Here is a 25044-nt window from a genome sequence, read left to right as displayed (position 1 = left end):
TCACCACGAACGGCCCCACGTGGTGAGGGCCTCGTCCACAGGCACTGTCACCCCTGCTCGATGTGCAGATGAATCGGACCCCGCAGGATCGGGCTGGGCCGGTACGGCGGCGGGTCGGTCACCAGCCTGGGCCGGTCGAGTCGGCGCACCAGTTCACTGAGTGCGATCTGGGCTTCCAGCCGGGCCAGCGGGCCGCCGAAACACAGGTGGATGCCGCTGCCGAACCCGAGGTGCTGGTTGTCCTGTCGATCGGGGTCGAAGCGGTCGGGATCGTCGAAGCGGTCCGGATCGCGACTGCCGGAGGCGAGCATGAGCATGATCTGGGAGCCCTTGGGGATGACGGTGTCAGCGATGGTGATGTCGCTGTACGCCGCCCGCCAGGGGACGATGTGGACGGGGGGCTCGTAGCGCAGCAGCTCCTCGACCAGTCGCACGATCAAGTCCGGTTCGTCGCGCAGCCGTTGGAGTACCTGCGGGTGGCGCAGAAGCGTCAGCATGCCGTTGGTGATGAGGTTGACGGTGGTCTCATGGCCGGCTATGAGCAGCAGGTGGGCGGTGCTGATGATTTCCTTGTCGGTCATCCGCCCATCGGGCCCGTCGTCGTTGGCCAGCCGTGACAGCAGGTCGTCGCCGGGCCGGCCGTGGCGTGGCTCCAGCAGCCCACCGAGATACTGGTGCAGGTCCTTGGTGGCCTGCACACCATGGTTCATTTTCTCCGGGGGGTCGGTCTCCGGGTTGTAGTCGAGCGAGTCGATGATGGCGTTGACCCACTGGTGGAACCGTGGTTCGTCCTCGCGTGGCACGCCGAGCAGGTGGCAGATCACGGTGACGGGGAACGGGTAGGCGAAGTCGTCGACGATGTCGACCAGCTGCGTGTTCGCGAAGTCGTCGATCAAGCTGCTGACGATCTCGGTCAGTTCGGGTTGCATGCCGGTCACCAGCCCCGGGGTGCACGGGGGGCCGAAGTGGCGCATCGCCAGGCGCCGCAGGCGGTCGTGCTCGGGCGGGTCGGTGGTGATGAACGAAGGCGTGTCGCGTCCTTCGGCTGCCGACGTCGGCCGCGACAGGTTGCGGACGTCTGAGCTCAGGTGCGGGTTGTGCAGTATGTCGGTGATCTCGCGGTAGGTGCTGATGACGTAGCTGCCGTCCTCCTGCAGGGCCACCGGGGTCTTGCGCAGCTCGGCGTACAGCGGGTACGGGTCGGCGCGGGCGGAGTAGTCGAGGATTCGGTGCAGGGTGCTGGTCTCGGTCATGTTGCTTGCCCTCCTACCGGTGGGTCCGCACTGCCGTGACGTGCCGCTCGCTCGGGTCATGGCCGGTGACCACTACCGTGGCGCCCTGACTGAGCAGGACGGGGCCGGGGAAGTCGACAGGCACCGGCTTCGCGTCAACAGGTTGGTCGGGTGTGGGGCAGGGGGGCGGGAAGGGCGCGGCCGTCTCGATCAGCTTTCGGTAGTGGTCCAGCCACTTCGCGTTGTTGAAGCTGACCGCCGCGGTGACGCGGCCCTGGTAACCGTATGCGGCGACGAAGCGGTGGTCGGGCACTGAGCCCTGGGTGACAACGACCTCGTCGGCGAAGGTCGGCACACCGACGGACTTGATGTTGACACCGAACTGGATGGACCAGAACGCCGGGATGGCCAGGTGCGGCCAGCGGTCCGCCTGAGCGTTGACCATGTTGTGTGCCGCGATGTCGGCCTGTTCCACGGCGTTGGCCCAGTGTTCCAGTGAGATGAAGCGGTACTCGTAGACCGGGTGCGGGCAGCGTGCCACGTCTCCGGCGACGAAGACGTCATCGGTGACCAGGCCGTTGAGGTCGAAGGCGCGACAGCCCGAGTCGCAGGCGATTCCCCATACGCCTGCCGCCAGTCCCGAGTCCTGCAGCCAATCGGTGTTGCGGATGCCGCCGAGCGCCACCACCGCCACGTCGGCGTCGACGGTGCTGCCGTCGGAGAAGTGAGCGCGGCACAACCGCCCCTGCGCGTCACCTTCCAGCTGGGTGACCTTGACACCGCAGCGCAGGTCGACGCCATGGGCACGCTGCATGTCAGCGGCAACGCCACCGATCATGGCGCCGAGTGCCCCGACCAGCGGGGCGGGTCCGAGCTCGGCGACGGTGACCGGAATATCACGCTCGCGGCAGATGGAGGCGATCTCGGAGCCCGTGAAGCCCGCGCCGATGATCAGTACGCGGGAGGGGCCGGCGGCGAGTGCTTGCTGCAGGCCATCGGCGTCCCCGCGCGTGCGGACGACGAAGACGCCGTTCAGGGAGGCTTCTGCCTCGACGGGCCAGGGCCGGGCGCGTACTCCTGTGGAGATCAGCACTCGGTCGAAGGCAACCTCGTTGCCGTCGGCGAGGTGCACATGATTGGTCGCCAGGTCAAGGCCGCTGGCGGGCACACCCAGAAGCCACTGCGCGTCGATGTCGCGACGCCGCGGCAACTTGGTGCCGTCGGTCGGCACCCACCCGGTCAGCACCTGCTTGGACAGAGGGGGCCTGTCATAGGGCTCTCCGAGCTCGTCGCCGATCATGGTCAACGACCCGGTGAATCCCTCACCGCGCAGAGCCTCCGCGGCCCGCAGTCCTGCCAGTGAGGCTCCGACGATCGCGATGCGGCCGTCGCGCTTGAACCCCTGAAGGGTGTGAGCGCTGCTCATGACGGCGACGCCTCCACTGGCGCGTCCCGCTCTTTCAACTGGTCGACGAGAATGGCCTGGAGCGGGCACGCTGCCGCAGCGCGTTCCACCTGTTCGCGCTGGGAGTCATCGGGGTTCGGGTGATACATCAACGCTTCCTCGCCGTGCATCCGGAACACTTCTGGGGCAAGGAACGCGCACTGCGCGTAACCCTGGCATCGGGAAAGATCTACGACAACCCTCATGCCGACCCTCCGTTTCAGGGGCTGCAGAGCTGCGGTCCCTGAGGTAGCGCCGCGTCGGCGCGCAAAACGCGAGGGTGGGTCTCCGAGAAAGAAAATCGGCTGTTGCCCGCCCCTTCGAATGCGAAGGTGCCAGCGGCGCTCATCAAAGGTCTCCGCAGGCAGAACTGGTCGTCTCGAACCTGGCGACCGGTTTCTGCGACACCGCCTGGAGAACCTGACTGTCGTCACCAGCGTATCCCTCGCGTATATCGCTCGCATGCCGGAAAAGGGGCGGGCATCAGGCGATGGCCGCATGGATGGCCATCGCCAGTGAGGGAGGAACGCCATGAGAGCCATCGTCGCGGGCCCTCATCCGCACGCTGCCTCTGATCCACGATGGTGGCGGGGTAACGTCCGGTTGCCCGGCGTCGGACATGGCTGAGCGGCCTTGACCGCGGGAACAGCCGGTAAGGACCGAAGCAGCCGCGGCCCGTAACCCGACCGTGTGACGTGCCCGCCTGAAACACGGCTGTATGGCGCGGCGATCCGACCGCCCACGGCACAGGGTGCTTTCGTCTGATGCGCAGGTCTGCGTCAGTTCCTGTGCGCCCGTCCTGGTGGGCAGGCCGAGGCCCCCTCCCTCATGTGCGTCGCCTGTTCCCGTAGGCGTTTATCGCGTGGGCGGGCGCACCCTTCGAAACCGCCTGAGGAGAGATCGTGGCAGGTAGCGCCGACGAAAACCGCGGGACCGTGTCCGCGCAACTCCTCAGGGGCCAGAAGGCGCTGGTGACCGGTGCCAACTCGGGTATCGGCCTGGCGACCGCCATCGCCCTGGGCCGGGCCGGAGCAGACGTTGTCGTGAACTACGTCGCCGGCGCGGACGAGGCGGAAAAGGTCGTGGCGCAGATCAAGGACTTCGGGGTCCGTGCCTACGCCCACGAGGCCGACGTGTCCGACGAGGCCCAGGTGGTCGCCATGGTCGCCCGGATGGTCGAGGCGTTCGGCACCATCGACATCATGGTGGCCAACGCGGGGCTCCAGCGGGACGCGGCCGCTACGGAGATGACGCTCGCCCAGTGGCAGAAGGTCATCGACGTCAACCTGACCGGTCAGTTCCTGTGCGCCCGGGAGGCCGCCAGGGAGTTCGTCCGGCGCGGCGTGGTGGAAGAGGTGTCCCGCGCAGCCGGGAAAATCATCTGCATGAGCTCGGTCCACCAGATCATCCCGTGGTCGGGACATGTGAACTACGCGTCTTCCAAAGGCGGTGTGGCCATGTTGATGCAAACCCTCGCCCAGGAGCTCGCCCCCCAGCGGATCAGAGTCAACGCGGTTGCACCCGGCGCGATCCGCACGCCGATCAACCGCGACGCCTGGTCGAGCCCCGAGGCCGAGGCCGATCTCCTGCGGCTGATCCCGTACCGCCGCGTGGGCGACCCGGACGACATCGCCAACGCCGTCGTCGCCCTCGCCTCCGACCTGCTCGACTACGTCGTCGGCACCACGCTCTACGTCGACGGGGGAATGACGCTCTTCCCCGGCTTCGCCACCGGCGGCTGACTGCCCATGCAAGACGATCTCACGGCCCGCCGGGTGGTGATCCTCGGCGAGAGCACCGGGCCGATCGCCGTCGCTCCCCGCAGCAGTCACCGGTCACGGTGACCCCGTTTCGCGTTCGCAGAGTTCGGCGGACGCGTCGACGCTCAGCCGCGGCATGCGGTCAGCGCCCCTGCTCATGGTCGAGCGCCTCATCGAGGGTGACGGCGGCCATGATCAGCGACAGGTGGGTGAACGCCTGTGGGAAGTTACCCAGTTGCTCCCCACTCGGACCGACTTCCTCGGAGAAGAGCCCGACGTGGTTGGCGTAGGTCTGCATCTTCTCGAAGGTGTAGCGGGCCTGGCGCAGCCGGCCCGCCCGGGCGAGCGCGTCCACGTAGAGGAAAGTGCACAAGCTAAAGGTGCCTTCCGAGCCGCGTAGCCCGTCCGGAGATGCCGCCGGGTCGTAGCGGTAGACAAGGCTGTCGGAAACAAGTCTGCGGTCCATCGCGTCGAGTGTGGACAGCCAGGAGGGGTCCCTGGGGGCGATGAACCCGACCCTCGGCATGAGCAGCAGCGAGGCGTCCAGAACATCGCCGTCGTAGTGCTGGATGAATGCGCGCTCCGTCTCGCTCCAGCCGCGTTGCATGACCTGCTCGAAGACGGCGTCTCTCGCCCTGCGCCATCCCTCCAGATCAGCGGGCCTGCGGAAGGACTCGGCCAGGCGAAGCCCGTGGTCGAAGGCGACCCAGGACATCACCCGGCTGTAGGTGAAGTCCTTTCGGCCGCCGCGGGTCTCCCAGATGCCCTCGTCCGGTCTGTTCCAGTTCTCGGCGAACCAGTCCAATGTTCCGGCCAGTGCCCGCCACCCCTGGTAGGTGGACTGCTGCGCGATCTCGCCCCCTTGCGCCAGCGCGTACACCGCCTCGCCGTAGATGTCGAGTTGAAGCTGGTCGGCAGCGCCGTTTCCGATGCGGACGGGGAAGGAACCGCGGTAGCCCTCGAAATGATCGAGGGTCTCTTCCGGCAGTTCGGGGTTGCCGTCGATCCGGTACATGGTCTGCAACGGTTCTCCGTCCCCGCCCTCGCGTTCGCGCAACCTGTCCACCAGCCAGTGCACGAAGGCTGTGGCTTCCTCGACGAAGCCGAGGTCCAGCATGGCCCGCACGGACAGCGCGCCGTCGCGCACCCAGGTGAACCGGTAGTCCCAATTGCGCTCTCCGCCGACCTGCTCGGGCAGGCCCGTCGTGGCCGCCGCGATCAGGGCGCCGGTGGGGGCGTAGGTAAGGAGCTTGAGGGTGATGACCGAGCGGTGCACAAGCTCGGGCCAACGGCCCCGGTAGCGGGACTGGCACAGCCACTGCTGCCAGAAGCGGACGACCTCCTGGAGCTGTTCTGTCAGCCCGTCGACGGTGGGGGAGGCAGGCGCCTCGGCGCCGGACGCGCAGACGGTGAAGACCGCGCCGTGGGACTCACCGGCCCTCAGCGTCACCTTGCCGCGCACGTCCTGGCCGTCCCGCTCCAGCGGGAAGGTGGTCCGCAGGTGCCCATCGATCCCCGGAGCCCGGAACAGGGCGCCTTGGCCGTCGAGTTCGAGCTGATGCTCGGCCCGGCCGTAGTCGAAGCGCGGCCGGCATTCGAGCGTGAAATCGACGGTGCCCCGCACGGCGCGTACACCGCGGATCAGGGTGTGGCGGTCCGTGGCGGTGCGGGTCCGGTCCGGAGGCATGAAGTCGACCACTTCGCCCACGCCGTCCGGCGACAGGAACCGCGTCACCAGGACGGCCGTGTCGGGGTAGTAGAGCTGTTTGCAGGCAGCGTCGGTTCCCTCGGGCGCCAGACGAAAGTACCCGCCGCGGTCGTGGTCGAGCAGGGCGGCGAAGATGCTGGGAGAGTCGAACCTTGGAGCGGCGAACCAGTCGACGACGCCCTGCGACGAGACGAGCGCTGCGGTCTGCAGGTCACCCACCAGACCGTGCTCGGCGATGGGGGGATAGCGGTCCATGGCTGCTCCGGAGTCTCGGAAAACACCCCACCACCCACCATCCCCCACCCCAGTCGTCCGCACCAAATGCAGTCTCACGCCATCACCGGTGTCATGTGACGTTCGAGGGAGTCCCGGGTCCCCAGCGGGCACTGAACTGGACACCGGTCCACAGGTGGTCCGTGGCTGCGGGCGACCCGGCGGCGGAATGCGCTGCTTCGGCCTCGGCCCGGTCGGCGACGGTGTGTGTCTGGAACGTCACGTCGTGCAGGCCGGTCCGTCAAGCGTCCGACGGAGCCGGTCGGCTGCAAGCCGGGGGTTCGGACAGTCGGGTACGACCAGCAGTTTCGATCTTCATGGCTCGAGCGCTGTGTATGTCGGGGCTCCGGGCAGCTCAGGTGCAGCAGTCGCATCCGGGGCGGCAGCCGCAAGGGCGGATTCCGCGATGGCAGTGGGCGTCGCGGGGGATGTGGTGGGCGCACGGCAGCCCTCGCTCTGCCAGGCGTCGCGTCCGTTCAACACCCCGATGGTCGGCACGTCGACACCGAGGACGAGCCCCTCGAGGAGCCGCACCCCGTCGGAATAGTGCTCGTACAGGACATCGCTCGGCCACTGCGACACCGGGTCCGCGAACGACTTGGGATCGATCCCTGCGATCCACCGTCGGCCGGTCCCCGCAATGATGAGGACCTCGTTGTCCGGGTCGGCACCGGCCTCCGCGAGTACTCGCCCCCAGGCGTTGAGCAGCGCGCGGGAGAAGACCGCCGGTCCACCGCCGGTGTGCATCCAGATCTCCGTGACTCCCGCATCCCTGCGAATGTTCGCTCGGCACAGGGTGTACAGCACTGCACCGCTGGTAGCTATGCCGGTGCGACGTCCGACCACTGTGCGGTCGTGAGTGTTCCGGGGGGGGTGGAACCGCCCGGAACACTCACGACGCCAGAGCGGCGCGGGCCTACCTGGCGAGTTCGGCCAGTTCGTCGAGCCGCGTCAGCTTCCGCGGGTTTCGCACCACGTAGATCCGGGTGACCCGCCCGTTCTCCACCACGAGGCTCACCGCAGCCGGCTCGCCGTCGAACTCGATCCGGCCCGCAGGCGCGCCGTTGAGCCATACGGTCGTCGTCTCGAGCGCGGCCACCACCTGGTTCGCGCGCGCGAGCAACGGCGCCACCAGTTCGACCCCGTGGATCGGAGCCAGAGCGGCGGCCACTACCCCGCCACCGTCGGCGATCATGACCACGTCCGGCGCCATGACGTCCAGCAGTTCCTGCAACTGCCCGGTACGCAACGCGAACAGGAACCTCTCGACCACGGCCTGCTGCTCCGACCGGCTCACCGGCACCCGTGGCCGCCGTGCCGCCACGTGCTCGCGTGACCGCCGCGCGATCTGCCGCACCGCGGCCGCGGACTTCCCGACGGCCTCGGCGATCTCGCCGTACGGCATCTCGAAGACCTCGCGGAGCACGAACACCGCCCGCTCGGTGGGCCCGAGCGTTTCGAGGACGGTCAGCATCGCGATCGAGACGCTCTCCGCGAGTTCGATGTCCTCGGCGACATCAGGACTGGTCAGCAGCGGCTCCGGCAGCCACTCGCCAACGTATTCCTCGCGGCTGCGCGAGAGCGTTCGCAGGCGGTTGAGCGCCTGCCGCGTGACGATTCGAACGAGGTAGGCCCGCGGGTCACGCACCTGCGAGTGGTCGACGTCGGCCCACCGCAGCCACGACTCCTGCAGCACGTCCTCCGCGTCGGCCGCCGACCCGAGCATCTCGTAGGCGACCGTGAACAGCAGGCTCCGATGGGCGACGAACGGGTCCTCGGTCATGCCGTCGACGCCACGCCGGACTTCGCGGGACGCGTGGCCAGCGGAATCTCGCAGGCATCGGAGAAGCCCTGCGACGTGACCCCGTTCGCGATGTTGTTCCTGGTCGCCATGTTGACGAAGGCGATGTACGCGGTGAGCTCGACCATCGCCGCCGGGCCGAGCCGGTCGAGCAGGCTCGCGTACAGCTCGTCGGTGACGGTCGGCGGTGTGTTCGTCATGGCCTCGGCGTACTCGAGGACGTCCCGCTCCAGCGGGGTGAACACCTCCGACTCCCGCCAGCGGGGCACCTGGCTCGCCTTGGCCAGGTCCAGGTCCTGGTTCTGCGCCTGGAAGTAGCCGACGTCGAGGCACCAGCTGCAACCGACCTGTGCCGCGACGGCCATGTGCGCGAACGACTTGAGGCCCGCGTCGGCCGCATCCCACTCGCTCAGCTTGGCCGAGAACTCCAAGTTGGACGTGGCGACCTCGGGGTTGTGCCACACCACCTCGACGGGCTCGGCCACGGCACCGAGCTGCTTGATCATGTTTTCGCTGAGCTCGGTGGGGAGCTCGGCCTTCGGGACGCGTAGCGCCATGGTGTTCTCCTTGTACGTGTGCCTGTTTGGCCGTTCGACATGAAGACACCGCCGGACCCGCGCATGTGACAACCACCGCCACCGCGCATGGATCGTCAGCGCAGGGGCCGCCGGCAGCTCCTTGGCCGCGAACGACTGCTCACGCCGGGCCGTGCTGCGGCCCTCACCGGTGCATCGGAGTCGGGGGCCGTACTCTTCGCCGCACTCGCCTGCGCTGGATTCATCTGCTCCGGTATGGGCAGCCACCTCGCACCGCCGGCTGCCCGGCTTGCGGGCAGCGGCGAGCGTGCGGGCATGGTGAGCCTCGGCATCAGCGCGAGCGGCCTGCTTCTGTTCGACGCCACCGCAGCGTCCACGGGACCACCGTGACCTTGACGAGCAACGTGTCCATCCACGAAGTGTCTCGCCGGCTCGGGCATCGCTCGATCAGGGTCACGGTGGACAAGCAGGGCCACCTCACCCAGGACGGCCAGGAACGCTGCCGTCAGGTGGTCGAGGCGGCCGTGGCTGCGCACATGCTCACAACAGGCCCAGTGACTTCAGAACCCGGCGCTGACTCGGTGCCGGGTGAGCGGGCCAGTAGATGTAGCAGACACCGCCCGTACCGCTTCTGACCTTGCCGTTCGCGTCGTAGCGCTTGGTGCGGAGCCAGATCGTCTCCCACTCCTGGCGCTTGTAGACCCGCCGCACGGCCTCGTTGCTCGGCGAGGCCGGGTCGTTCGCGATCACGTCGCCGTCCGCGGTGAACCCGATCACGGTCATCAGGTGGCCGGAGGTCCCGTACCCGGCGCCGGTCAGCTCCCCCTTGAGGAAGGACTGCGACGTTATGACCGGGATTCCCGCCCGGATCAGCTTCTCCAGGTCCGTCAGCGAGCCGAGCCGGGTCACTGCCGCGCTCATGTCGTCGTACGTCGCGGCGTACGCGGCGTTGAACGGCCAGTTGCCGCAGCCCTCGTACTGGTAGTCGTACGTGAACCGGGCGGCATGGCAGACCTGCGGGTCGGCCAGACCGGGCTTGACCCAGGCAAGCTCCTCGGCGGTGGGCCTGCGCCCCCAGTACTCGATGATCATCTGCGAGGAGGTGGGGCTGCACCAGGCCTCGCCGCCGTTGTCGTACTCCGGGTACTGGCCCGCGTGCACATTCTGCGAGTAGCGCGGCACCGGCAGCTCCCGGGCGAGGCCGGGGGCGCTGGCGGGCACGGTGAAGCGGTCCGGGACGTCGGAAGCCATCGCGCCGAGCCGCCGGACAGTGGGCGTGAGGCGGCTGCCCGGGGGGCGGTGAAGCGTGAGCCGCAGCCGGTAGGAGACCAGCCGCAGCCCGCTCGCCGCGTCATCCACCGAGAAGGTGTCCGTCCAGATGGAGCTCTTGCCGTCGGTCTGGTCGTCGACGGACGTCCTGCGGATGTCGGCGTCGCCCGCGGCCCAGCGGCCCATCACGTACCAGGGTGTCGAGGTGGCATCCGAGTAGCGGCCCTGCAGCTCGATCTGGATCCAGGTGCCCGCCGGGGTGTCGGCGTTCCACGAGGCGATCACCTCGGTCGCAGGGACGGCGGACCGGTGGACCGGCGAGGTCCAGGTCGCGTACTCCCAGTCGGCGGTCCGACCGGTGTGCGGATCGGTGTAGTCGGTGACCCCCACGGCGTGGCCGATCACCAGACCGGGCCGACGCCCCGCGACGGCGCGTGTCCCGGCGCCGCAACCGCTGCGCCAGTCGGTGTACGTGTGCCAGGAGTGGTTGTCCACGAGAGAAGCGGCCGGCGAGGGGGCGGGGAGCGGGGCGGGGAGCGGGGCGGGGAGCGGGGCGGCGGGCACGGCGGCGGTTGCGGAGCCGGCGGACGACACCGTGCCGGCGGCCGCTGCCGCGAGCGCGGCAGTCAGCATGGTTCTGCGCGAGGTCGGTCTGTTCATGGGCGAGACCCCCGGTCGTAAGCGGAATGGGGCTGCAAGTGCACGACAGTGGGCCAACTATTGCGGGTAGTGGCCGGATTCGGCCAGCGATTCGGCGTGCGCCAATAAACCAATATTGGTCTGGTCCACTGGCGTGACCTGCGATTGCTTCGGATCGGCTCGTAGGCTTGGGCGCATGAACGACCTCTCGCTCCTCGCCGCGCGGCTGCGCACCCTGGCGCCGTCCTGCGGACCGGTGCGGCTGATCGCCGTCGACGGCCATGCGGGATCGGGGAAGAGCACCTTCGCATCCCGCCTCGCGGCCCTGCTCGACGACGCCCCCGTACTGCATCTGGACGACCTGGCCACCCATGAGTCCTTCTTCTCCTGGGCGGACCGGCTGCGGGAGCAGGTGATCGGGCCTCTGTCGCGCGGTGAGTGCGCGCGCTATGCGCCGTACGACTGGACCGCGCGGACGCTCGCGGCGCCGCGCAGCCTGGAGCCCGCACCGGTCGTCCTGATCGAGGGGGTCGGGGCGGGCCGCCGGGCGCTGCGGCCCCATCTGGCGCGGCTGTTGTGGATGGATCTCGCTGCCACGGAGTCCTGGGAGCGGGGCCGCCGTCGGGACGGACCGGCTCTTTCGGCCTTCTGGGACGGGTGGACGGCGGCCGAGGCGGAACATTTCTCGGCCGATCCCTCGCGCTCCCACGCCGATGCTCTGGTACGGCAGTTGCCCATGGGGTACGAGTGGCTGGAGGGGCCTGACGCAGCAGCAGGAGTGAACCATTCCGTCACAGAACGTGATCAGATTGCGTCGCCGTACTGAGTGGTGAGAAATCGGCCTGGAAGTACCTCAACTCTGCTTGACCCGAGGGCGGTACAGGTCTTACGTTCTCAATGTGCGGCTTTTCGGAGCCCTCACAGACACGAAGCCCCCGGTTGTTCCCCCGTGATCGGGGGCTTCGTTCTGTGCTCGCACCCTCTTTCCCACGCCGGTTCGGCGGATTCCGCTCACCCTCGGTCACGGTCTCCCTTCCGCCTGCGGCGCTCTTAGTCGCACACTCCCTGCGCAGGTACGATGCCTCTCGGTGCGGTCAATTCCCGTCCCTGGCACAGTGATTCAGCGCGCCTCGGCGGGCAGGTCGTGCGGCGGGACATCCTGGGAGCACGGTTTGTGGGGGACCAGATGGACATCGGCACGCAGGGCGCACAGGCCCCGGCCGACCTCGCCTGGCTGCGCGGCGTGGACGCCTACACCATGGGCGCCTACCCGCAGGCCGAAGAGGAGTTCAGGGCTGCGGTACGGATCGATCCCGGTATGGCGGACGGCTGGCTCGGCCTCCATGCGCTGCGGGCCGACACCACGACGGCGCTGCTGCGCATGTACCGCCATCGCGAACGCTTCGGCGAACAGCGCACCCGCCATCGGCGCACGCTCAACTCCTGGTACTGGCTGGGCTGGTGGGTTCAACCGGTGCTGGAGAGTCCGCGCGATCTGCTCCTCGCGCACGCCTCGCACTGGCTGGACGGGCGCCATGTTCCCGAGCTGGACCGTGCGCTGGCCGGCCTGCCGCCGGTGGACGCGGACCCGCAGGTGCGCTTCCTGCACGCCTGCCGCTCCTATCTGGTCAAGGACTGGGAGCAGCTCGTACGCAACACCGAGCAGCTGGTCGACGATCCGATGCTCGGTATCGAGGCGGGGCTGTTCGGCGGGATGGCGCGAGTGCGGCTGGAAATGTACGGGCAGGCCGAGCCGCTGCTCTCCGCCGCGCTGATGCGCTGCCGCAGCGAACAGCCGCAGCGCAAGGAACTGCGCTACTGGCTGGCCCGCGCACACGAGGGCACCGGCCGCAGCGCGGCCGCCCTGCCGCTGTACCGGGCGGTGCACCGGATCGACCCGGCGTTCATGGACACCTCGGCGCGGCTCGCCGCGATTGCGGACTACGACGGCCTCGAAGGCACCGACGAGGCCGCCGGTCTCACCGCCGTGTCGCTGGCCGGGTTCGGCACGGACGCCGTGGCGGAGGCGCAGCCGGACGGGGATTCGCTGCTCGGCACCGATCTGGTGGACGGCCGGGAGCTGCGGCCGGGCGGCGAGACCCCGGGGATCGTGGGCATCGGGGTGCCGCCGCCCGACGGGGCACGGCGGAAGACCGCGGTGCCCGGCCAGCCGACAGCCGCCTTCCCGGCCGGGCCCAGCGATCCGGTGCTGCTTGCCGAGGCGCTGGCGGAGCTGGAGCGGATGGTCGGCCTGGAGCCCGTCAAACGCCAGGTCAAGGCGTTGTCCGCACAGCTGAACATGGCCCGGCTGCGGGCCGGCCAGGGGCTTCCCGTGCAGCCGCCGAAACGCCATTTCGTCTTCTCGGGCCCCTCCGGCACCGGCAAGACCACGGTGGCCCGCATCCTCGGCCGGGTCTTCTACGCCCTCGGTCTGCTCGGCGGTGACCATCTCGTCGAGGCCCAGCGGGCGGATCTGGTGGGCGAGTTCCTCGGCCAGACCGCCGTCAAGGCCAATGAGCTGATCGACTCGGCACTCGGCGGGGTGCTCTTCGTCGACGAGGCGTACAGCCTCTCCAACACCGGCTACAGCAAGGGTGACGCGTACGGCGACGAGGCCCTCCAGGTCCTCCTCAAGCGCGCGGAGGACAACCGGGACCATCTCGTCGTCATCCTCGCGGGCTATCCGGAAGGCATGGACCGGCTGCTGGCCACCAATCCGGGACTCTCCTCACGCTTCACCACCCGGGTGGACTTCCCGAGCTACCGACCACTGGAGCTCACCTCCATCGGTGAGGTGCTGGCCGCGGAGAACGGTGATGCGTGGGACGAGGAGTCCCTGGAGGAGCTGCGCTCCATCAGCGGTCATGTCGTCGACCAGGGCTGGATCGACGAGCTGGGCAACGGGCGGTTCCTGCGCACCCTGTACGAGAAGAGCTGCGCCTACCGCGATCTGCGGCTCTCCGGCTACGCGGCCGTGCCGAGCCGGGACGATCTGGCCACGCTGCGGCTGCCGGATCTGATGCAGGCGTACGGCGAGGTGCTGTCCGGCCGGGGGCCGGTGGGCCGGGGGCCGCAGGAGCCGCCGCCGTTGTGAGGGCGGGCTGCCGCAGTCGCCCGGTCGGTGACCGTTGTCCTCGGTGGCCGGACGGGCCGGAGATCAGCCCGTCCGGCGGTCTCGACCCTAATGGACCGACGCGGTGAGTTCGCCGGTGCCGGCGGCCGTCGTGTCCGTCATCCGGCGCGGCACCGCGACCCGGTGGGCCGGGTCGCGTACCTCACCGACCAGCATCTCCAGGACGTCCTCCATGGCGACCAGGCCGAGGACCCGGCCCGATGCGTCGGCGACCTGCGCCAGATGCGTCGCCGCGCGGCGCATCACGGTCAGAGCGTCGTCCAGGGGCAGCTCGGCCCTCACGGTCGCCATCGGGCGCCACACGTGCTGCGGGACGGCCCGCTCGCCGTCCTCCAGGTCCAGGACGTCCTTGACGTGCAGATAGCCCATGAACGGGCCGCCGCCCTCCGCGCACACGGGAAAGCGCGAGTAGCCGGTCCGTACGGTCAGCTCCTCGATCCGGTGCGGGGTGACGGAGGGGTCCACCGTCACCAGGGAGGCCCTGCTGAGCAGCACATCGGTGACGGGCCTGCTGCCCAGCTCCAGTGCGTCCTCCAGCCGCTCCTGCGCCTCCGGCTCCAGCAGTCCGGCCTGGCCGGAGTCCTCGACGAGCCGGTTGAGCTGCTCGCTGGTGAAGACGGCCTCCACCTCGTCCTTCGGTTCGACGCCGAAGAGCCGCAGCACCAGCCGGGCGCAGGCGCCCAGCGCGGAGGTGACCGGACGGCAGACGCGGGCGAAGCCGACGAGGCCGGGGCTGAGCCAGAGCGCGGTCTTCTCCGGCGCCGCCATCGCGAGGTTCTTCGGGACCATTTCGCCGATGACGAGATGGAGGAAGACCACGAAGACGAGCGCCAGCACATAGCCGAGCGGATGGATCAGGCCCTCGGGCAGGTGGACCGCCTGGAAGACCGGCTCCAGCAGATGGGCGACGGTCGGTTCGGCGACGGCGCCGAGGGTCAGCGAGCAGACGGTGATGCCGAACTGGGCGGCAGCCATCATCTGGGGCAGGTTCTCCAGGCCGTACAGCACTTGGCGGGCCCGGCCCGACCCTGCTGCCGCGAGGGGTTCGACCTGGCTGCGCCGTACGGAGACGAGGGCGAACTCGGCCCCGACGAAGAAGCCGTTCGCCAGCACGAGGAGCGTGGCGAACAGCAGCTGGACGAGGCTCATCGCACGGCCTCCAGGACGCCGTGGGCCACCGGTGCCTCGGTGACGGGGTCGGTCACCTCGGCCGTGCGTACGAAGCGGACCTTCTCGGCGCGGTAGTGGCCGACCTGGCGGACGGAGATCCGCCAGCCGGGCAGTTCGGCCCGGTCGCCGGGGGCAGGGATGCGGCCCAGCAGATCGGCGACGAGTCCGGCCACGGTCTCGTACGGTCCGTCGGGTACGTCGAGCCCTATCCGGCGCAGGGTCAGGACCCGGCAGCTGCCTTCGGCGTCCCAGGCCGGGCGGCCGTCCTCGGGAGCGGCAGGGGCCAGTTCGGGCCGGTCGGCGCCTTCGGCGTCGTGCTCGTCCCGGACCTCGCCGACGAGTTCCTCGATGATGTCCTCAAGGGTGACGACCCCGGCGGTGCCGCCGTACTCGTCGACGACCACGGCGATCGGCTGCTCGTTGCGCAGCCGCTGGAGCAGCTGTTCGACGGGCAGTGTCTCCGGCACCAGCAGCGGCGGTACGGCGATCCGGCCCGCCGGCGTGCGCAGCCGGTCCTGGGCGGGCACGGCGAGCGCGTCCTTGAGGTGGATCATGCCGACGACCTCGTCGATGCGCTCCCGGTAGACGGGGAAGCGGGAGAGGCCGGTGGCGCGGGTGAGGTTGAGGACGTCCTGCGCGGTCGCCGAGGACTGCAGGGCGCTGACCTTCACCCGTGGGGTCATGACGTGCTGTGCGGTGAGTCCTGCGAGCGACAGGGTCCGCACGAAGAGATCCGCGGTGTCCTGTTCGAGGGTGCCGGCCTCGGCCGAGTGCCGGGCCAGGGAGACCAGTTCCCCGGGTGTTCGGGCGGAGGCCAGCTCATCGGTGGGTTCGACACCCAGCAGTCGTACCAGCCGGTTGGCGACGGTGTTCAGCAGGCTGATCACGGGCCGGAACGCGGCGGAGAAACGGTGCTGGGGGCCGGCGACGAACCGGGCGACCTGGAGCGGCCGGGAGACCGCCCAGTTCTTGGGCACGAGTTCGCCGATCACCATCTGGACGGCGGAGGCCACCATCATCCCGATCACCACGCTGATGCCGGGTACGGCGCCGTCGGGCAGACCGGTCGCGGTGAGGGGGCCGTCCAGCAGCTGGGCGAGAGCCGGTTCGGCGAGCATGCCGACGACCAGCGAGGTGATGGTGATGCCGAGCTGGGTGCCGGAGAGCTGGAAGGAGAGTTCACGCAGGGCTTCGACGACGGTGCGGGCCCGCCGGTCGCCCTCGGCGGCGGCGCGCTCGGCGTCCGGCCGCTCCACCGTGACCAGGCCGAACTCGGCTGCCACGAAGAATCCGTTGGCGAGGATGAGAAGGAATGCCGCGCTCAGAAGCAGCAGGGGGGTGGTCATGCCGCCGCCTCCTGGGAAGGGGCGGCGCAGGTACTACCGGACGATCCGTCCATTGCTGGAAGGAGTCACTCCTTGGGTCGCAGGAAAGCCCCGCAGGCCTCATGGACCCTCTGGTGCGGGGCGGGGCGCACGGGGCGCCGCCGTCCTCCAGAGTAATCAAGAAGAGGCCGTACGGGGCAGGGGGCTCAGCCGTTGTCCGTGCCGGTGCCGTGGTTCTCGGCGAGGGCGCGGAGCGCACGGGCGTCGCGGATGGCCTGCTGCTTGGCGATTCCCGGCTGGATGCCGAGGGCCGGCATGCTCGTCCCGTCGCTCAGGTCGAGAAAGACCCAGGGGTCGCCGACGCGCAGGTTGACACGGAGAATCTCCGCCCAGGACAGTCGGCGCGTCCGGGTGAGATTGACCACCGTCACCCCGTCCTCGTTCGCGACGATCTTCGGGCGGCTGAGCAGCGCGAGCACGCCGAAGAACAGCAGCGCGGTGAAGATGAAGCTGGATCGCTCCCCCGCGCTCAGCTGCTCCAGGGTCAGGGCGATGACGGTGATGACGACGAACATCCCCGCCCCCACGGTCAGCAGGACCACCCGGGTTCGGGTCGGCCGGAACGTGACCGGGAGCGTGGGGAGTTCGGACCGGGGCGCGGGGGCGGACATGGTGTTCTTCTGTCTTCCGGGTGGTCGCCCGGCCGTCAGAGGCGGCAGGCGTGGATGGCGGTGGTGAGGATGGCGCGGGCGCCGAGGTCGTACAGATCGTCCATGATCCGCTGAGCCTCCCGGGCGGCGACCATGGAACGGACGGCGACCCAGCCCTCGTGGTGCAGCGGGGAGATGGTCGGCGACTCCAGGCCCGGGGTGAGGGCGACCGCGCGCTCCAGGTGCTCGACGCGGCAGTCGTAGTCCATCATCACGTAGCTGCGGGCGACCAGGACACCCTGGAGGCGGCGGAGGAACTGCTGCACCTTGGGGTCGTCGTCCGGTGCGCCGGTGCGGCGGATGACGACGGCCTCCGACTTCATGATCGGCTCGCCGATGACTTCGAGTCCGGCGTTGCGCAGGCTGGTGCCGGTCTCCACGACATCGGCGATGACCTGGGCGACACCGAGTTCGATGGCGGTCTCGACCGCGCCGTCGAGGTGGACGACGGAGGCGTTGACGCCGACATCGGCGAGGTGCTTGGCGACGATGCCCTCGTAGGAGGTGGCGATCGTCTTGCCGTCGAAGTCCTGCGGGCCCTGGGCCGTGCCCGGCTTGGTGGCGTAGCGGAAGGTGGAGCGGGCGAAGCCGAGCTGGAGGATCTCCTCGGAGTCGGCGCCGGAGTCCAGCAGCAGGTCGCGGCCGGTGATGCCGATGTCGAGGCGGCCGGAGCTGACGTAGATCGCGATGTCGCGCGGCCGCAGGTAGAAGAACTCGACCTCGTTCTCGGGGTCGACGAGGACGAGCTCCTTGGACTCCTTGCGCTGCTGGTAGCCGGCCTCATGGAGCATCGCCATCGCAGGCCCGGAGAGTGAACCCTTGTTGGGGACGGCGATGCGCAGCATGAGGCCAGGTTTCCTTTGCGAGGAGGGAGTCTTGTACGGATGTGTGGATGTACGGAGTGCTACGTGGTGCTCAGCTCGTGCTCAGAGGTGAGCGTAGACGTCGTCGAGGGAGATCCCGCGGGCGACCATCATCACCTGGACGTGGTACAGCAGCTGGGAGATCTCCTCGGCGGCGGCGTCCTTGCTCTCGTGCTCGGCGGCCATCCAGACTTCGGCGGCCTCCTCGACGACCTTCTTGCCGATGGCATGGACACCCTTGTCCACCAGCTCGGCGGTACGGGAGGTGGAGGGGTCGCCGTTGGCGGCCTTGAGCTGCAGCTCGGCGAAGAGCTCTTCGAAGGTTTTGTTCGCCATGATGGTCCTTAGAGTACGGGGTCCACACCCCCCACTCAGCGCCAGGGCTCGCTGACCGTGCGCAGCGTGGCGGCGGTGGCGACGGCCGCGGTGACCGCTTCGTGCCCCTTGTCCTCGTCGGAGCCTTCCAGTCCGGCCCGGTCGAGCGCCTGCTCCTCGGTGTCGCAGGTGAGTACGCCGAAGCCGACCGGGACTCCGGTGTCGACGGCGACCTGGGTCAGGCCGTTGGTGACGCCGTGGGACACGTACTCGAAGTGCGGCGTGCCGCCGCGGATGATCACGCCGAGGGCGACGATCGCGTCGTAACCGCGACCGGCGAGGACCTTGGCGACCACCGGGAGCTCGAAGCTGCCGGGCACCCGGAGCAGGGTCGGCTCGTCGATGCCCAGCTCGTGCAGGGCGCGCAGCGCGCCGTCGACGAGTCCGTCCATGACCTTCTCGTGCCACTGGGCGGCGACGACCGCCACACGCAGGTCACCGCAGTTGCGTACGGACAGTTCGGGTGCACCCTTGCCGCTCATGTCTCTCCTACCGCTCGTTTCCGTGATCGATCGTCACTGGTTGCCGCAGGTCGACGCCGTGGTGGCGTCGAGCCAGGGCAGGTCATGCCCCATGCGGTCGCGCTTGGTGCGCAGGTAGCGCAGATTGTGTTCGCCGGCCTGGACGGGCATCGGCTCGCGGCCGGTGACGGCCAGACCGTGCCGCAGGACCGCGGCCGTCTTGTCGGGGTTGTTGGTCATCAGCCTGAGGCTGTGGACGCCGAGGTCCTTGAGGATCTGGGCGCCCGCCGCGTAGTCCCGGGCGTCGGCGGGCAGGCCGAGCTCGAGGTTGGCGTCGAGGGTGTCGATGCCGCGCTCCTGGAGTTCGTAGGCGCGCAGCTTGGACAGCAGGCCGATGCCCCGGCCCTCGTGGCCGCGCAGATAGATGACGACGCCGCGGCCCTCCTCGGTGATCCGGCGCATGGAGGCATGCAGCTGGGGCCCGCAGTCGCAGCGCTGCGACTGGAAGATGTCGCCGGTCAGGCATTCGGAGTGGATCCGCGCCAGGACGTCGTCGCCGTCCCCGATGTCGCCGTGGACGAGCGCGACGTGCTCGACACCGTCGGTCGTGGAGCGGTAGCCGTACGCGGTGAACGCGCCGAAGCTCGTCGGCAGCCGTACCTCGGCCTCGCGGCGGACGGTCGGCTCCGAGGTGCGGCGGTAGGCGATCAGGTCCTCGATGGAGATGATCGTGAGGCCGTGCTTGCGGGCGAACGGGACCAGCTGGGGCAGCCGCAGCATCACGCCGTCCTCACCGGCGATCTCGACGATCGCTCCGGCGGGCCGCAGCCCGGCGAGCCGGGCGAGGTCGACAGCGGCCTCGGTGTGGCCGTTGCGGACCAGCACCCCGCCGGAGCGGGCGCGGAGCGGGAAGATGTGGCCGGGCCGTACGAAGTCGCCAGGGCCTGCCTCGCCGCCCGCCAGCATCCGGAGCGTGGTGGCCCGGTCCGCGGCACAGATGCCGGTGGTCACGCCGTGCGCCGCTGACGCGTCGACGGAGACGGTGAAGGCCGTGCGCATCGACTCGGTGTTGTGGTCGACCATCTGCGGCAGTTCGAGCCGTTCCAGCTCGTCGTTCTCCATGGGCGCGCAGATGAGACCGCGGCATTCACTCATCATGAACGCGACGATCTCGGGGGTGGCCATCTCGGCCGCGATGACGAGGTCGCCCTCGTTCTCCCGGTCCTCGTCGTCGACGACCACGACGGGCCGTCCGGCGGCGATGTCGCGGATCGCCTGCTCGACGGGGTCGAGGCTCAGGTCCTCGACGGCGCTTTCGTGTTCCCGGTGCAACCAGGTGGGCTGGGCAGTCATGCCGTGGCTCCTTCCAGAGCGGGTGTACGCGAACGCAGCCACCAGTCGCGCATGCCCCACAGCACGAGGGCGCCGTACACGACATAGATGAGACCGGAGAAGGCGAGACCGCTGTGGAAGTTCAGCGGTACCCCGACCAGGTCGACGAGGAGCCAGGCGAACCAGAACTCGACCATGCCGCGGGCCTGGGCGAGCATCGCGACGAGCGTGCCGGCGAATATGTACGCGTCCGCCCACGGGCTCCAGGAGAGCGAGGGAAACGCGGTGAACAGGCCGCCGACCGCGAGGGTGCCGAGTGCGGCGCCGCCCAGCAGGTAGCCGCGCTCGCGCCAGGTGGCGAACCGTACGGCGAGGGAGCCGTCCTGGGCCTGCCGCTTGCCCCGGGTCCACTGCTGCCAGCCCCAGACGGCCACGGCGATGACCACGAGCTGCTTGCCGACGCTGCCCGCCTGGTGCACGGAGACATTGGCGGCGACCAGGACGACTCCGGACAGGAGCTGGGCGGGCCAGGTCCAGATCGAGCGGAGCCAGCCCAGGGTCAGCGCGATCAGACCGACCGTGTTGCCGATCATGTCGGACCAGATGATGTGCTGTCCGAAGGCGGTGAACGCCTCCGAGTTCAGCCAGTTCAGCGCGGTCACTTCGCCGGCTCCTCGGGTTCCTGCGCGGTGTTGCCGAGCAGCCGCTCGACGTACTTCGCGATGACGTCCACCTCGAGGTTGACCGGGTCGCCGGGCTCCTTGATGCCGAGCGTGGTCAGGGCGAGGGTGGTGGGGATGAGGCTGATGGTGAAGTAGTCGGGTCCGGCGTCGACGACGGTCAGGCTCACGCCGTCGACGGTGATCGACCCCTTCTCCACCACGTACCGGGTCAGCTCCGCCGGGAGGGAGATCTTCACGATCTCCCAGTTCTCGGAGATCTTGCGCTCGACGATGCGGCCGGTGCCGTCGACATGGCCCTGGACGATGTGGCCGCCGAGCCTGCCGCCGACCGCCATGGGGCGCTCCAGGTTGACCCGGGAGCCGACCTCCAGGGCGCCGAGGCTGGACCGGTTCAGGGTCTCGGCCATCACATCGGCGGTGAACTCGTGCTCGCCGAAGTCGACGACGGTGAGGCAGACGCCGTTGACGGCGATGGAGTCGCCGTGCTTGGCGCCTTCGGTGACGACGGGACCCCGCAGGCGGAAGCGGGAGGCGTCGCCGAGCTTCTCGACAGCAGTGACTTCACCCAGTTCTTCGACAATTCCGGTGAACACTCAGTTTCCCTTCCGGGCAGGTCCGGGGACGGCGGTGATGCGCAGATCGGGGCCGATACGGACGGTCTCGGTCACATCGAGGCGCAACGCATCGGCGATGGTGGAGATTCCGGCGTCGGCGAGGGCCGCGGGGCCGGCGCCGAGGAGCACGGGGGCGAGATAGCCGACGACCTTGTCGACCGTTCCCGCCGCGACGAAGGCCCCGGCCAAGGTCGGGCCGCCTTCGAGGAGTACGGAGCGGATGCCCCGCCCGTACAGGGCTGCGAGCAGGGCGGGGACGTCCAGGCCGGGGCCGGTGGCGGCGCGCGGCAGCCGCAGGACGTTCTCTTCGGGGAGATGGCGGGTGTCGGCGTTGTCGGCGACGGCGATCAGGGTGGGCGCGGTGTCGTCGAGGACGCGGGCGCCGGGGCGCACGGCGGTGGCACCGGTGTCGACCACCACCCTCAAGGGCTGCACGGCGCCTTCGATGCCCCGTACACCGAGCTGCGGGTCGTCGGCACGGGCGGTGCCGGAGCCGACCACGACGGCGTCGGCCTCGGCACGCAGCCGGTGGACGTCGGCGCGGGACTCGGGAGAGGTGATCCAGCGGCTGGTGGCGTCGGCGGCCGCAATCCGGCCGTCGAGGGACGCCGCGTACTTCCACAGGATGTACGGGCGGCCCAGGCGCACCGAGGTCAGCCAGGCGGCGTTGCCCGCCTCGGCCTCGTCCGCGAGGAGCCCCTGCTCGGCCTTGACCCCGGCCGCGCGCAGGGTGTCCGCACCGCCGGTGGCCTGCGGGTTCGGGTCGCCGACGGCGTAGACGACGCGGGCGACACCGGCCTCGATGAGCGCCTGGGCGCAGGGGCCGGTGCGGCCGGTGTGGTTACAGGGTTCGAGAGTGACGTAGGCGGTGCCGCCCCGGGCCCTGTCGCCTGCGGCGCGCAGGGCGTGGATCTCGGCGTGCGGCCCACCGGCACGCTGGTGGAATCCTTCACCGGCCTGCCGGCCTGCGGCGTCGAGGATGACGCAGCCGACGACCGGGTTGGGGCTGGTGGAGCCGAGACCGCGCGCTGCGAGCGTGATCGCTCGGCGCATGGCGGTGATGTCGGCTGCGGTGTCCACCGGGTCCTCCTGCCTCTTCGGGCACGGACTCCGGGGCCTGTCGACAACGACAGATGAAGCGGGAACGCGACAAGGGGACGCCGAATGCCGAATACACGGATGGATCGGTTGCCCGAAGACCATCCGCCGACGGCGGCGTACCCGTGAAACGGCCCGCCGCGCACTGCCTCCCATCCGGACTTTAACCGTCGGTCCAGGAATCTCACCTGGTCAACCGGCCGCTGGATGCGGACGGGTCGCGGACTATAACCGCCGGTTCGGAATTGCACCGACCCCGGAGTGCGCTGCTGCTGGTACACGATCAGTGTGCCACGCCTGCTCATGGGCCATACGGGTGAGTACCTGTGGAGTGGCTCACAAAGCCCCCCGAAAAGACCCCCGAACGGGGTCCGCAACGGGACAGTCGAGCCTTGAAGGTCCAGACCTATTGACGCGATGATCTAGTCCTCTTCAATCTCTGCGTCACCTCCGAGGAGCGATCCCGCGGTGTGCGATTACGCGTTCGCCCACGTCGACGGCAACAACAAGATCTCCGTGGGCGCCGACGGCCCGGACAACGCCTCGACCGGCATGACCTGGCCGGGTGTCGCGGGCGCGGAGATGGACCCGGACCTCCCCTACAAGGGCCATTTCAACCTGCTCAACAAGTTCAAGAAGAAGTACCCGAACGTGAAGACCATGGTGTCGGTGGGCGGCTGGGCCGAGACCGGCGGCTGCTTCGACGACAGCGGCGAGCGGGTGGACTCCGGCGGCTTCTGCTCGATGGCGTCCAACGCCGACGGTTCGGTCAACCAGGCCGGCATCGACACCTTCGCCGACTCGACCCGTCGCCTTCATCCGGCTGTGCAACGCGGACAAGAAGGTCTTCCTCTCCACCGAGGACGAGCAGTCGGTGGCCGCGAAGGCGGACTACGTGGTCGACAAGGGCATCGGCGGCACGATGATCTGGGAGCTCGCGGGCGACTACGGCTGGAACGCCGCCAAGGGACAGTACGAGCCGGGCTCCACGCTCGGAGTCGGGGACCGGCTGGACGATCCTGCGGTCCACCCAGTTCCACGATCTGGTCCTGCATGTCCTGGCCGGAACGGCCCGGCTGCCGGTGATGCCGCTGCCGGCCGGTGTACGGATGCAGCCGGTCGATTCCGGTGAAGTCGCGGACCGGCTGGCCGAATTGGCCGCCTCCGGACCGGCGGGCCGGGTGCCCGACATGGGCGGACCCGAGATCAGGCCACTCACCGAGCTGGCCCATGCCTATCTCCGGGCGACCGGACGGAAGCGGCCCCTCCTGCCCGTACGGCCGGTGGGCAGGGCGTACGCCGGATACCGGCGCGGAGACCATCTGAGCGCCGAACGGGCCGTGGGGAAGGCGACGTTCGAGGAATTTCTCGCCGAGCGGTTCAGCCGGCCGGAGTGAACAGCTCGTCCTGAGCCGCCTCCCGGGCGGCGAGCAGCGCGCCGCGGAGCACCGCGGCGCCGCCGAGCCGGCCCTGACCTCGGTGCGAAGCGGGGACATCATGGCCAGCCGCTCCTCGACCCGTGCCGCGAGCGCGTCACCGCCCGCATGACCGACCTCGCCCGCGAGCAGCACACAGCCCGGGTCGAGGACGGAGGCGATGGCGGCGGCGCCGAGCGCGAGACGTTCGGCGAGGGTGCCCAGGAAAGCCTCGCTCTCCCCCTCCCCCGCAAGCGCGGCCCGTACGGCGGATGCGGCGCCCGGCTCCTTGTCCCCTTCGGCCGCGCCCGGGGGCACGTATATGCCGTGGGCGGCGGCCAGTTCGCAGACCGGGGCGGAGCCCACCAGCGAGTGGAACCCGCCGTCGCAGTTGACGGCCGACGGGGTGCCGATCGTCCCGGGCACCGGCAGGAAGCCGATCTCGCCCGCGCCTCCCGAGGCGCCGCGGCGGAGCTTCCCGTCCAGCATGACGGCGGCGCCGACGCCGTGGCCGAGCCAGAAGAGTACGAAGGTGTCACGGTCGCGGGCCGCGCCGATGCGCTGCTCGGCGACGGCGGCGAGATTGGTCTCGTTCTCGACCAGCACGGTGGCGGGCAGCCGCTGCTGCAGCACCCGCACCAGTCGTCGGTGCCAGGCGGGCAGCCCGGTGGTGTCGCGCAGTTCGCCGGTGACCGGGTCGATCAGACCGGGCGCACCGACGCCGACGCTGTGCAGCGGGGCGGCGCCCGCCTCCCTCGCGGTGCGTTCCAGCAGCGCGGCAGCCTGTTCGGCGGCGGCCTCGGTGTCGGTGTCGCTGCCGATGGGCAGGGTCGCCTCGGCGAGCGTGGCGCCGAGGAGATCGGCGACGACCACGGCGACGCTGCCGGTGCGTACGTCGAGCGCGGCGAGGTGGGCGCGGTCGGCGGCGATCCCGTACAGCCGGGCGTTGGGGCCGCGGCGCTCGGAGCCGGCCTCACCGACCACCCGGATCAGACCGGCCCCCTGCAGCCGTTCGACGAGGTCGGCGACGGTGGGGCGGGAGAGACCGGTCAGAGTCTTCAACTGCGTGGCCGTCAGCGGGCCGTCCTGCTGAAGCAGTCGCAGGGCGAGCCGGTCGTTGATGGCCCGGGCGGTGCTCGGTGATGCGGGCATGCCGGGATCCTTCCAGATCACTGCCGCACGGGATGAAAGAATGGACTATTT

At 69.7% G+C, this 25044-nt stretch carries 22 protein-coding genes, 3 pseudogenes and 1 riboswitch; of the genes and pseudogenes, 6 read left to right on the top strand and 19 right to left on the bottom strand.

Features of this window, described 5'->3' with window-relative positions; all coding sequences use genetic code 11:
• Positions 1-47 precede the first annotated feature (47 nt).
• The 3 genes from NRF20_RS36560 to NRF20_RS36550 are packed head-to-tail and all read right to left on the bottom strand — an operon-like array spanning position 48 to position 2882.
• Complete coding sequence (locus NRF20_RS36560; protein ID WP_398633855.1) at positions 48-1253, bottom strand: cytochrome P450; 1206 nt, start codon at positions 1251-1253, stop codon at positions 48-50.
• 13 nt (positions 1254-1266) lie between these two features.
• A complete protein-coding gene (locus tag NRF20_RS36555) occupies positions 1267-2658 on the bottom strand; it encodes an NAD(P)/FAD-dependent oxidoreductase (protein WP_398633856.1) in 1392 nt (463 codons plus the stop codon).
• On the bottom strand, positions 2655-2882 hold the full coding sequence (locus tag NRF20_RS36550; RefSeq protein ID WP_266363274.1) for a ferredoxin: 228 nt from the start codon (positions 2880-2882) through the stop codon (positions 2655-2657). The genes NRF20_RS36555 and NRF20_RS36550 overlap by 4 nt, the downstream gene beginning before the upstream one ends.
• Positions 2883-3578: 696 nt before the next feature.
• Between NRF20_RS36550 and NRF20_RS36545 the strand changes: the two genes are divergently transcribed.
• Positions 3579-4418: an SDR family oxidoreductase gene (locus NRF20_RS36545; protein ID WP_266363272.1), complete on the top strand. Its 840-nt coding sequence runs from the start codon at positions 3579-3581 to the stop codon at positions 4416-4418.
• Positions 4419-4578: 160 nt separating this feature from the next.
• On the opposite strand, the gene NRF20_RS36540 is transcribed toward NRF20_RS36545, so the two are convergent.
• From NRF20_RS36540 to NRF20_RS36525, 4 genes are all read right to left on the bottom strand, one after another.
• Positions 4579-6399 carry a glycoside hydrolase family 15 protein gene (locus tag NRF20_RS36540; RefSeq protein ID WP_398633857.1) on the bottom strand — a complete coding sequence of 607 codons (1821 nt, stop codon included), beginning with the start codon at positions 6397-6399 and terminating at the stop codon, positions 4579-4581.
• A gap of 333 nt (positions 6400-6732) precedes the next feature.
• Positions 6733-7164 (bottom strand): hypothetical protein, encoded by a 432-nt coding sequence (locus NRF20_RS36535; RefSeq protein WP_413753958.1) that lies wholly within the window; start codon positions 7162-7164, stop codon positions 6733-6735.
• Between the two features lie 169 nt (positions 7165-7333).
• Positions 7334-8200, bottom strand: coding sequence for an RNA polymerase sigma-70 factor (locus tag NRF20_RS36530; protein WP_413753957.1), 867 nt, complete (start codon positions 8198-8200; stop codon positions 7334-7336).
• Positions 8197-8775, bottom strand: a complete 579-nt coding sequence (locus NRF20_RS36525; protein WP_413753956.1) for a carboxymuconolactone decarboxylase family protein — start codon at positions 8773-8775, stop codon at positions 8197-8199. The genes NRF20_RS36530 and NRF20_RS36525 overlap by 4 nt, the downstream gene beginning before the upstream one ends.
• A gap of 87 nt (positions 8776-8862) precedes the next feature.
• Here NRF20_RS36525 and NRF20_RS36520 point away from each other — a divergent pair, with 87 nt between their 5' ends.
• Positions 8863-9144: a hypothetical protein gene (locus NRF20_RS36520; protein WP_398628969.1), complete on the top strand. Its 282-nt coding sequence runs from the start codon at positions 8863-8865 to the stop codon at positions 9142-9144.
• 150 nt (positions 9145-9294) lie between these two features.
• Here the strand turns inward: NRF20_RS36520 and NRF20_RS36515 are convergent, their stop codons facing one another.
• Positions 9295-10683: a peptidase C39 family protein gene (locus NRF20_RS36515; protein ID WP_413753955.1), complete on the bottom strand. Its 1389-nt coding sequence runs from the start codon at positions 10681-10683 to the stop codon at positions 9295-9297.
• Positions 10684-10858: 175 nt separating this feature from the next.
• On the opposite strand from NRF20_RS36515, the gene NRF20_RS36510 reads away from it, so the two are divergent.
• Complete coding sequence (locus NRF20_RS36510; protein ID WP_413753954.1) at positions 10859-11488, top strand: uridine kinase; 630 nt, start codon at positions 10859-10861, stop codon at positions 11486-11488.
• 360 nt (positions 11489-11848) lie between these two features.
• On the top strand, positions 11849-13756 hold the full coding sequence (locus tag NRF20_RS36505) for an AAA family ATPase (RefSeq protein WP_398629228.1): 1908 nt from the start codon (positions 11849-11851) through the stop codon (positions 13754-13756).
• Between the two features lie 87 nt (positions 13757-13843).
• Here the strand turns inward: NRF20_RS36505 and NRF20_RS36500 are convergent, their stop codons facing one another.
• The 10 genes from NRF20_RS36500 to ribD form a co-directional block, all read right to left on the bottom strand.
• Positions 13844-14944: a hemolysin family protein gene (locus NRF20_RS36500; protein ID WP_413753953.1), complete on the bottom strand. Its 1101-nt coding sequence runs from the start codon at positions 14942-14944 to the stop codon at positions 13844-13846.
• On the bottom strand, positions 14941-16311 hold the full coding sequence (locus NRF20_RS36495; protein WP_266363257.1) for a hemolysin family protein: 1371 nt from the start codon (positions 16309-16311) through the stop codon (positions 14941-14943). Before NRF20_RS36495 ends, NRF20_RS36500 begins: the two co-directional genes overlap by 4 nt.
• A 185-nt stretch (positions 16312-16496) precedes the next feature.
• Positions 16497-16961 carry a PH domain-containing protein gene (locus tag NRF20_RS36490; RefSeq protein ID WP_398628973.1) on the bottom strand — a complete coding sequence of 155 codons (465 nt, stop codon included), beginning with the start codon at positions 16959-16961 and terminating at the stop codon, positions 16497-16499.
• A 35-nt stretch (positions 16962-16996) separates the two neighbouring features.
• A complete protein-coding gene (hisG, locus tag NRF20_RS36485) occupies positions 16997-17845 on the bottom strand; it encodes an ATP phosphoribosyltransferase (protein ID WP_093894540.1) in 849 nt (282 codons plus the stop codon).
• A gap of 81 nt (positions 17846-17926) precedes the next feature.
• Entirely contained in the window at positions 17927-18199 is a 273-nt protein-coding gene (locus NRF20_RS36480) for a phosphoribosyl-ATP diphosphatase (protein ID WP_018524273.1), read from the bottom strand.
• A gap of 35 nt (positions 18200-18234) precedes the next feature.
• Positions 18235-18720 (bottom strand): 6,7-dimethyl-8-ribityllumazine synthase, encoded by a 486-nt coding sequence (gene ribH, locus NRF20_RS36475; RefSeq protein ID WP_413753952.1) that lies wholly within the window; start codon positions 18718-18720, stop codon positions 18235-18237.
• A gap of 33 nt (positions 18721-18753) precedes the next feature.
• Entirely contained in the window at positions 18754-20052 is a 1299-nt protein-coding gene (locus NRF20_RS36470) for a bifunctional 3,4-dihydroxy-2-butanone-4-phosphate synthase/GTP cyclohydrolase II (RefSeq protein ID WP_398628974.1), read from the bottom strand.
• Positions 20049-20693, bottom strand: coding sequence for a nicotinamide mononucleotide transporter family protein (locus NRF20_RS36465; RefSeq protein WP_266363251.1), 645 nt, complete (start codon positions 20691-20693; stop codon positions 20049-20051). The genes NRF20_RS36470 and NRF20_RS36465 overlap by 4 nt, the downstream gene beginning before the upstream one ends.
• Positions 20690-21307 carry a riboflavin synthase gene (locus tag NRF20_RS36460; protein ID WP_398628975.1) on the bottom strand — a complete coding sequence of 206 codons (618 nt, stop codon included), beginning with the start codon at positions 21305-21307 and terminating at the stop codon, positions 20690-20692. The genes NRF20_RS36465 and NRF20_RS36460 overlap by 4 nt, the downstream gene beginning before the upstream one ends.
• The gene (ribD, locus tag NRF20_RS36455; RefSeq protein ID WP_398628976.1) at positions 21308-22408 is read right to left on the bottom strand and encodes a bifunctional diaminohydroxyphosphoribosylaminopyrimidine deaminase/5-amino-6-(5-phosphoribosylamino)uracil reductase RibD; all 1101 of its coding nucleotides are present in this window, start codon (positions 22406-22408) and stop codon (positions 21308-21310) included. It abuts the gene before it with no gap.
• A gap of 156 nt (positions 22409-22564) precedes the next feature.
• Positions 22565-22695: riboswitch (FMN riboswitch) on the bottom strand.
• A gap of 205 nt (positions 22696-22900) precedes the next feature.
• Here ribD and NRF20_RS36450 point away from each other — a divergent pair.
• Positions 22901-23230: pseudogene (locus tag NRF20_RS36450) on the top strand (glycosyl hydrolase family 18 protein); the annotation flags it as partial.
• Positions 23231-23421: 191 nt separating this feature from the next.
• Positions 23422-23823: pseudogene (locus NRF20_RS36445) on the top strand (SDR family oxidoreductase); the annotation flags it as partial.
• On the opposite strand, the pseudogene NRF20_RS36440 reads toward NRF20_RS36445, so the two are convergent.
• A pseudogene (locus NRF20_RS36440) lies at positions 23807-24993 on the bottom strand (ROK family protein). The pseudogenes NRF20_RS36445 and NRF20_RS36440 overlap by 17 nt on opposite strands.
• Positions 24994-25044 lie beyond the last annotated feature (51 nt).

Source organism: Streptomyces sp. R-74717 (assembly GCF_047305335.1).
Lineage (GTDB): Bacteria > Actinomycetota > Actinomycetes > Streptomycetales > Streptomycetaceae > Streptomyces > Streptomyces atratus.
The sequence above is the reverse complement of the archived record's forward strand: the minus strand, read 5'-3'. Positions and strand labels throughout refer to the sequence as shown.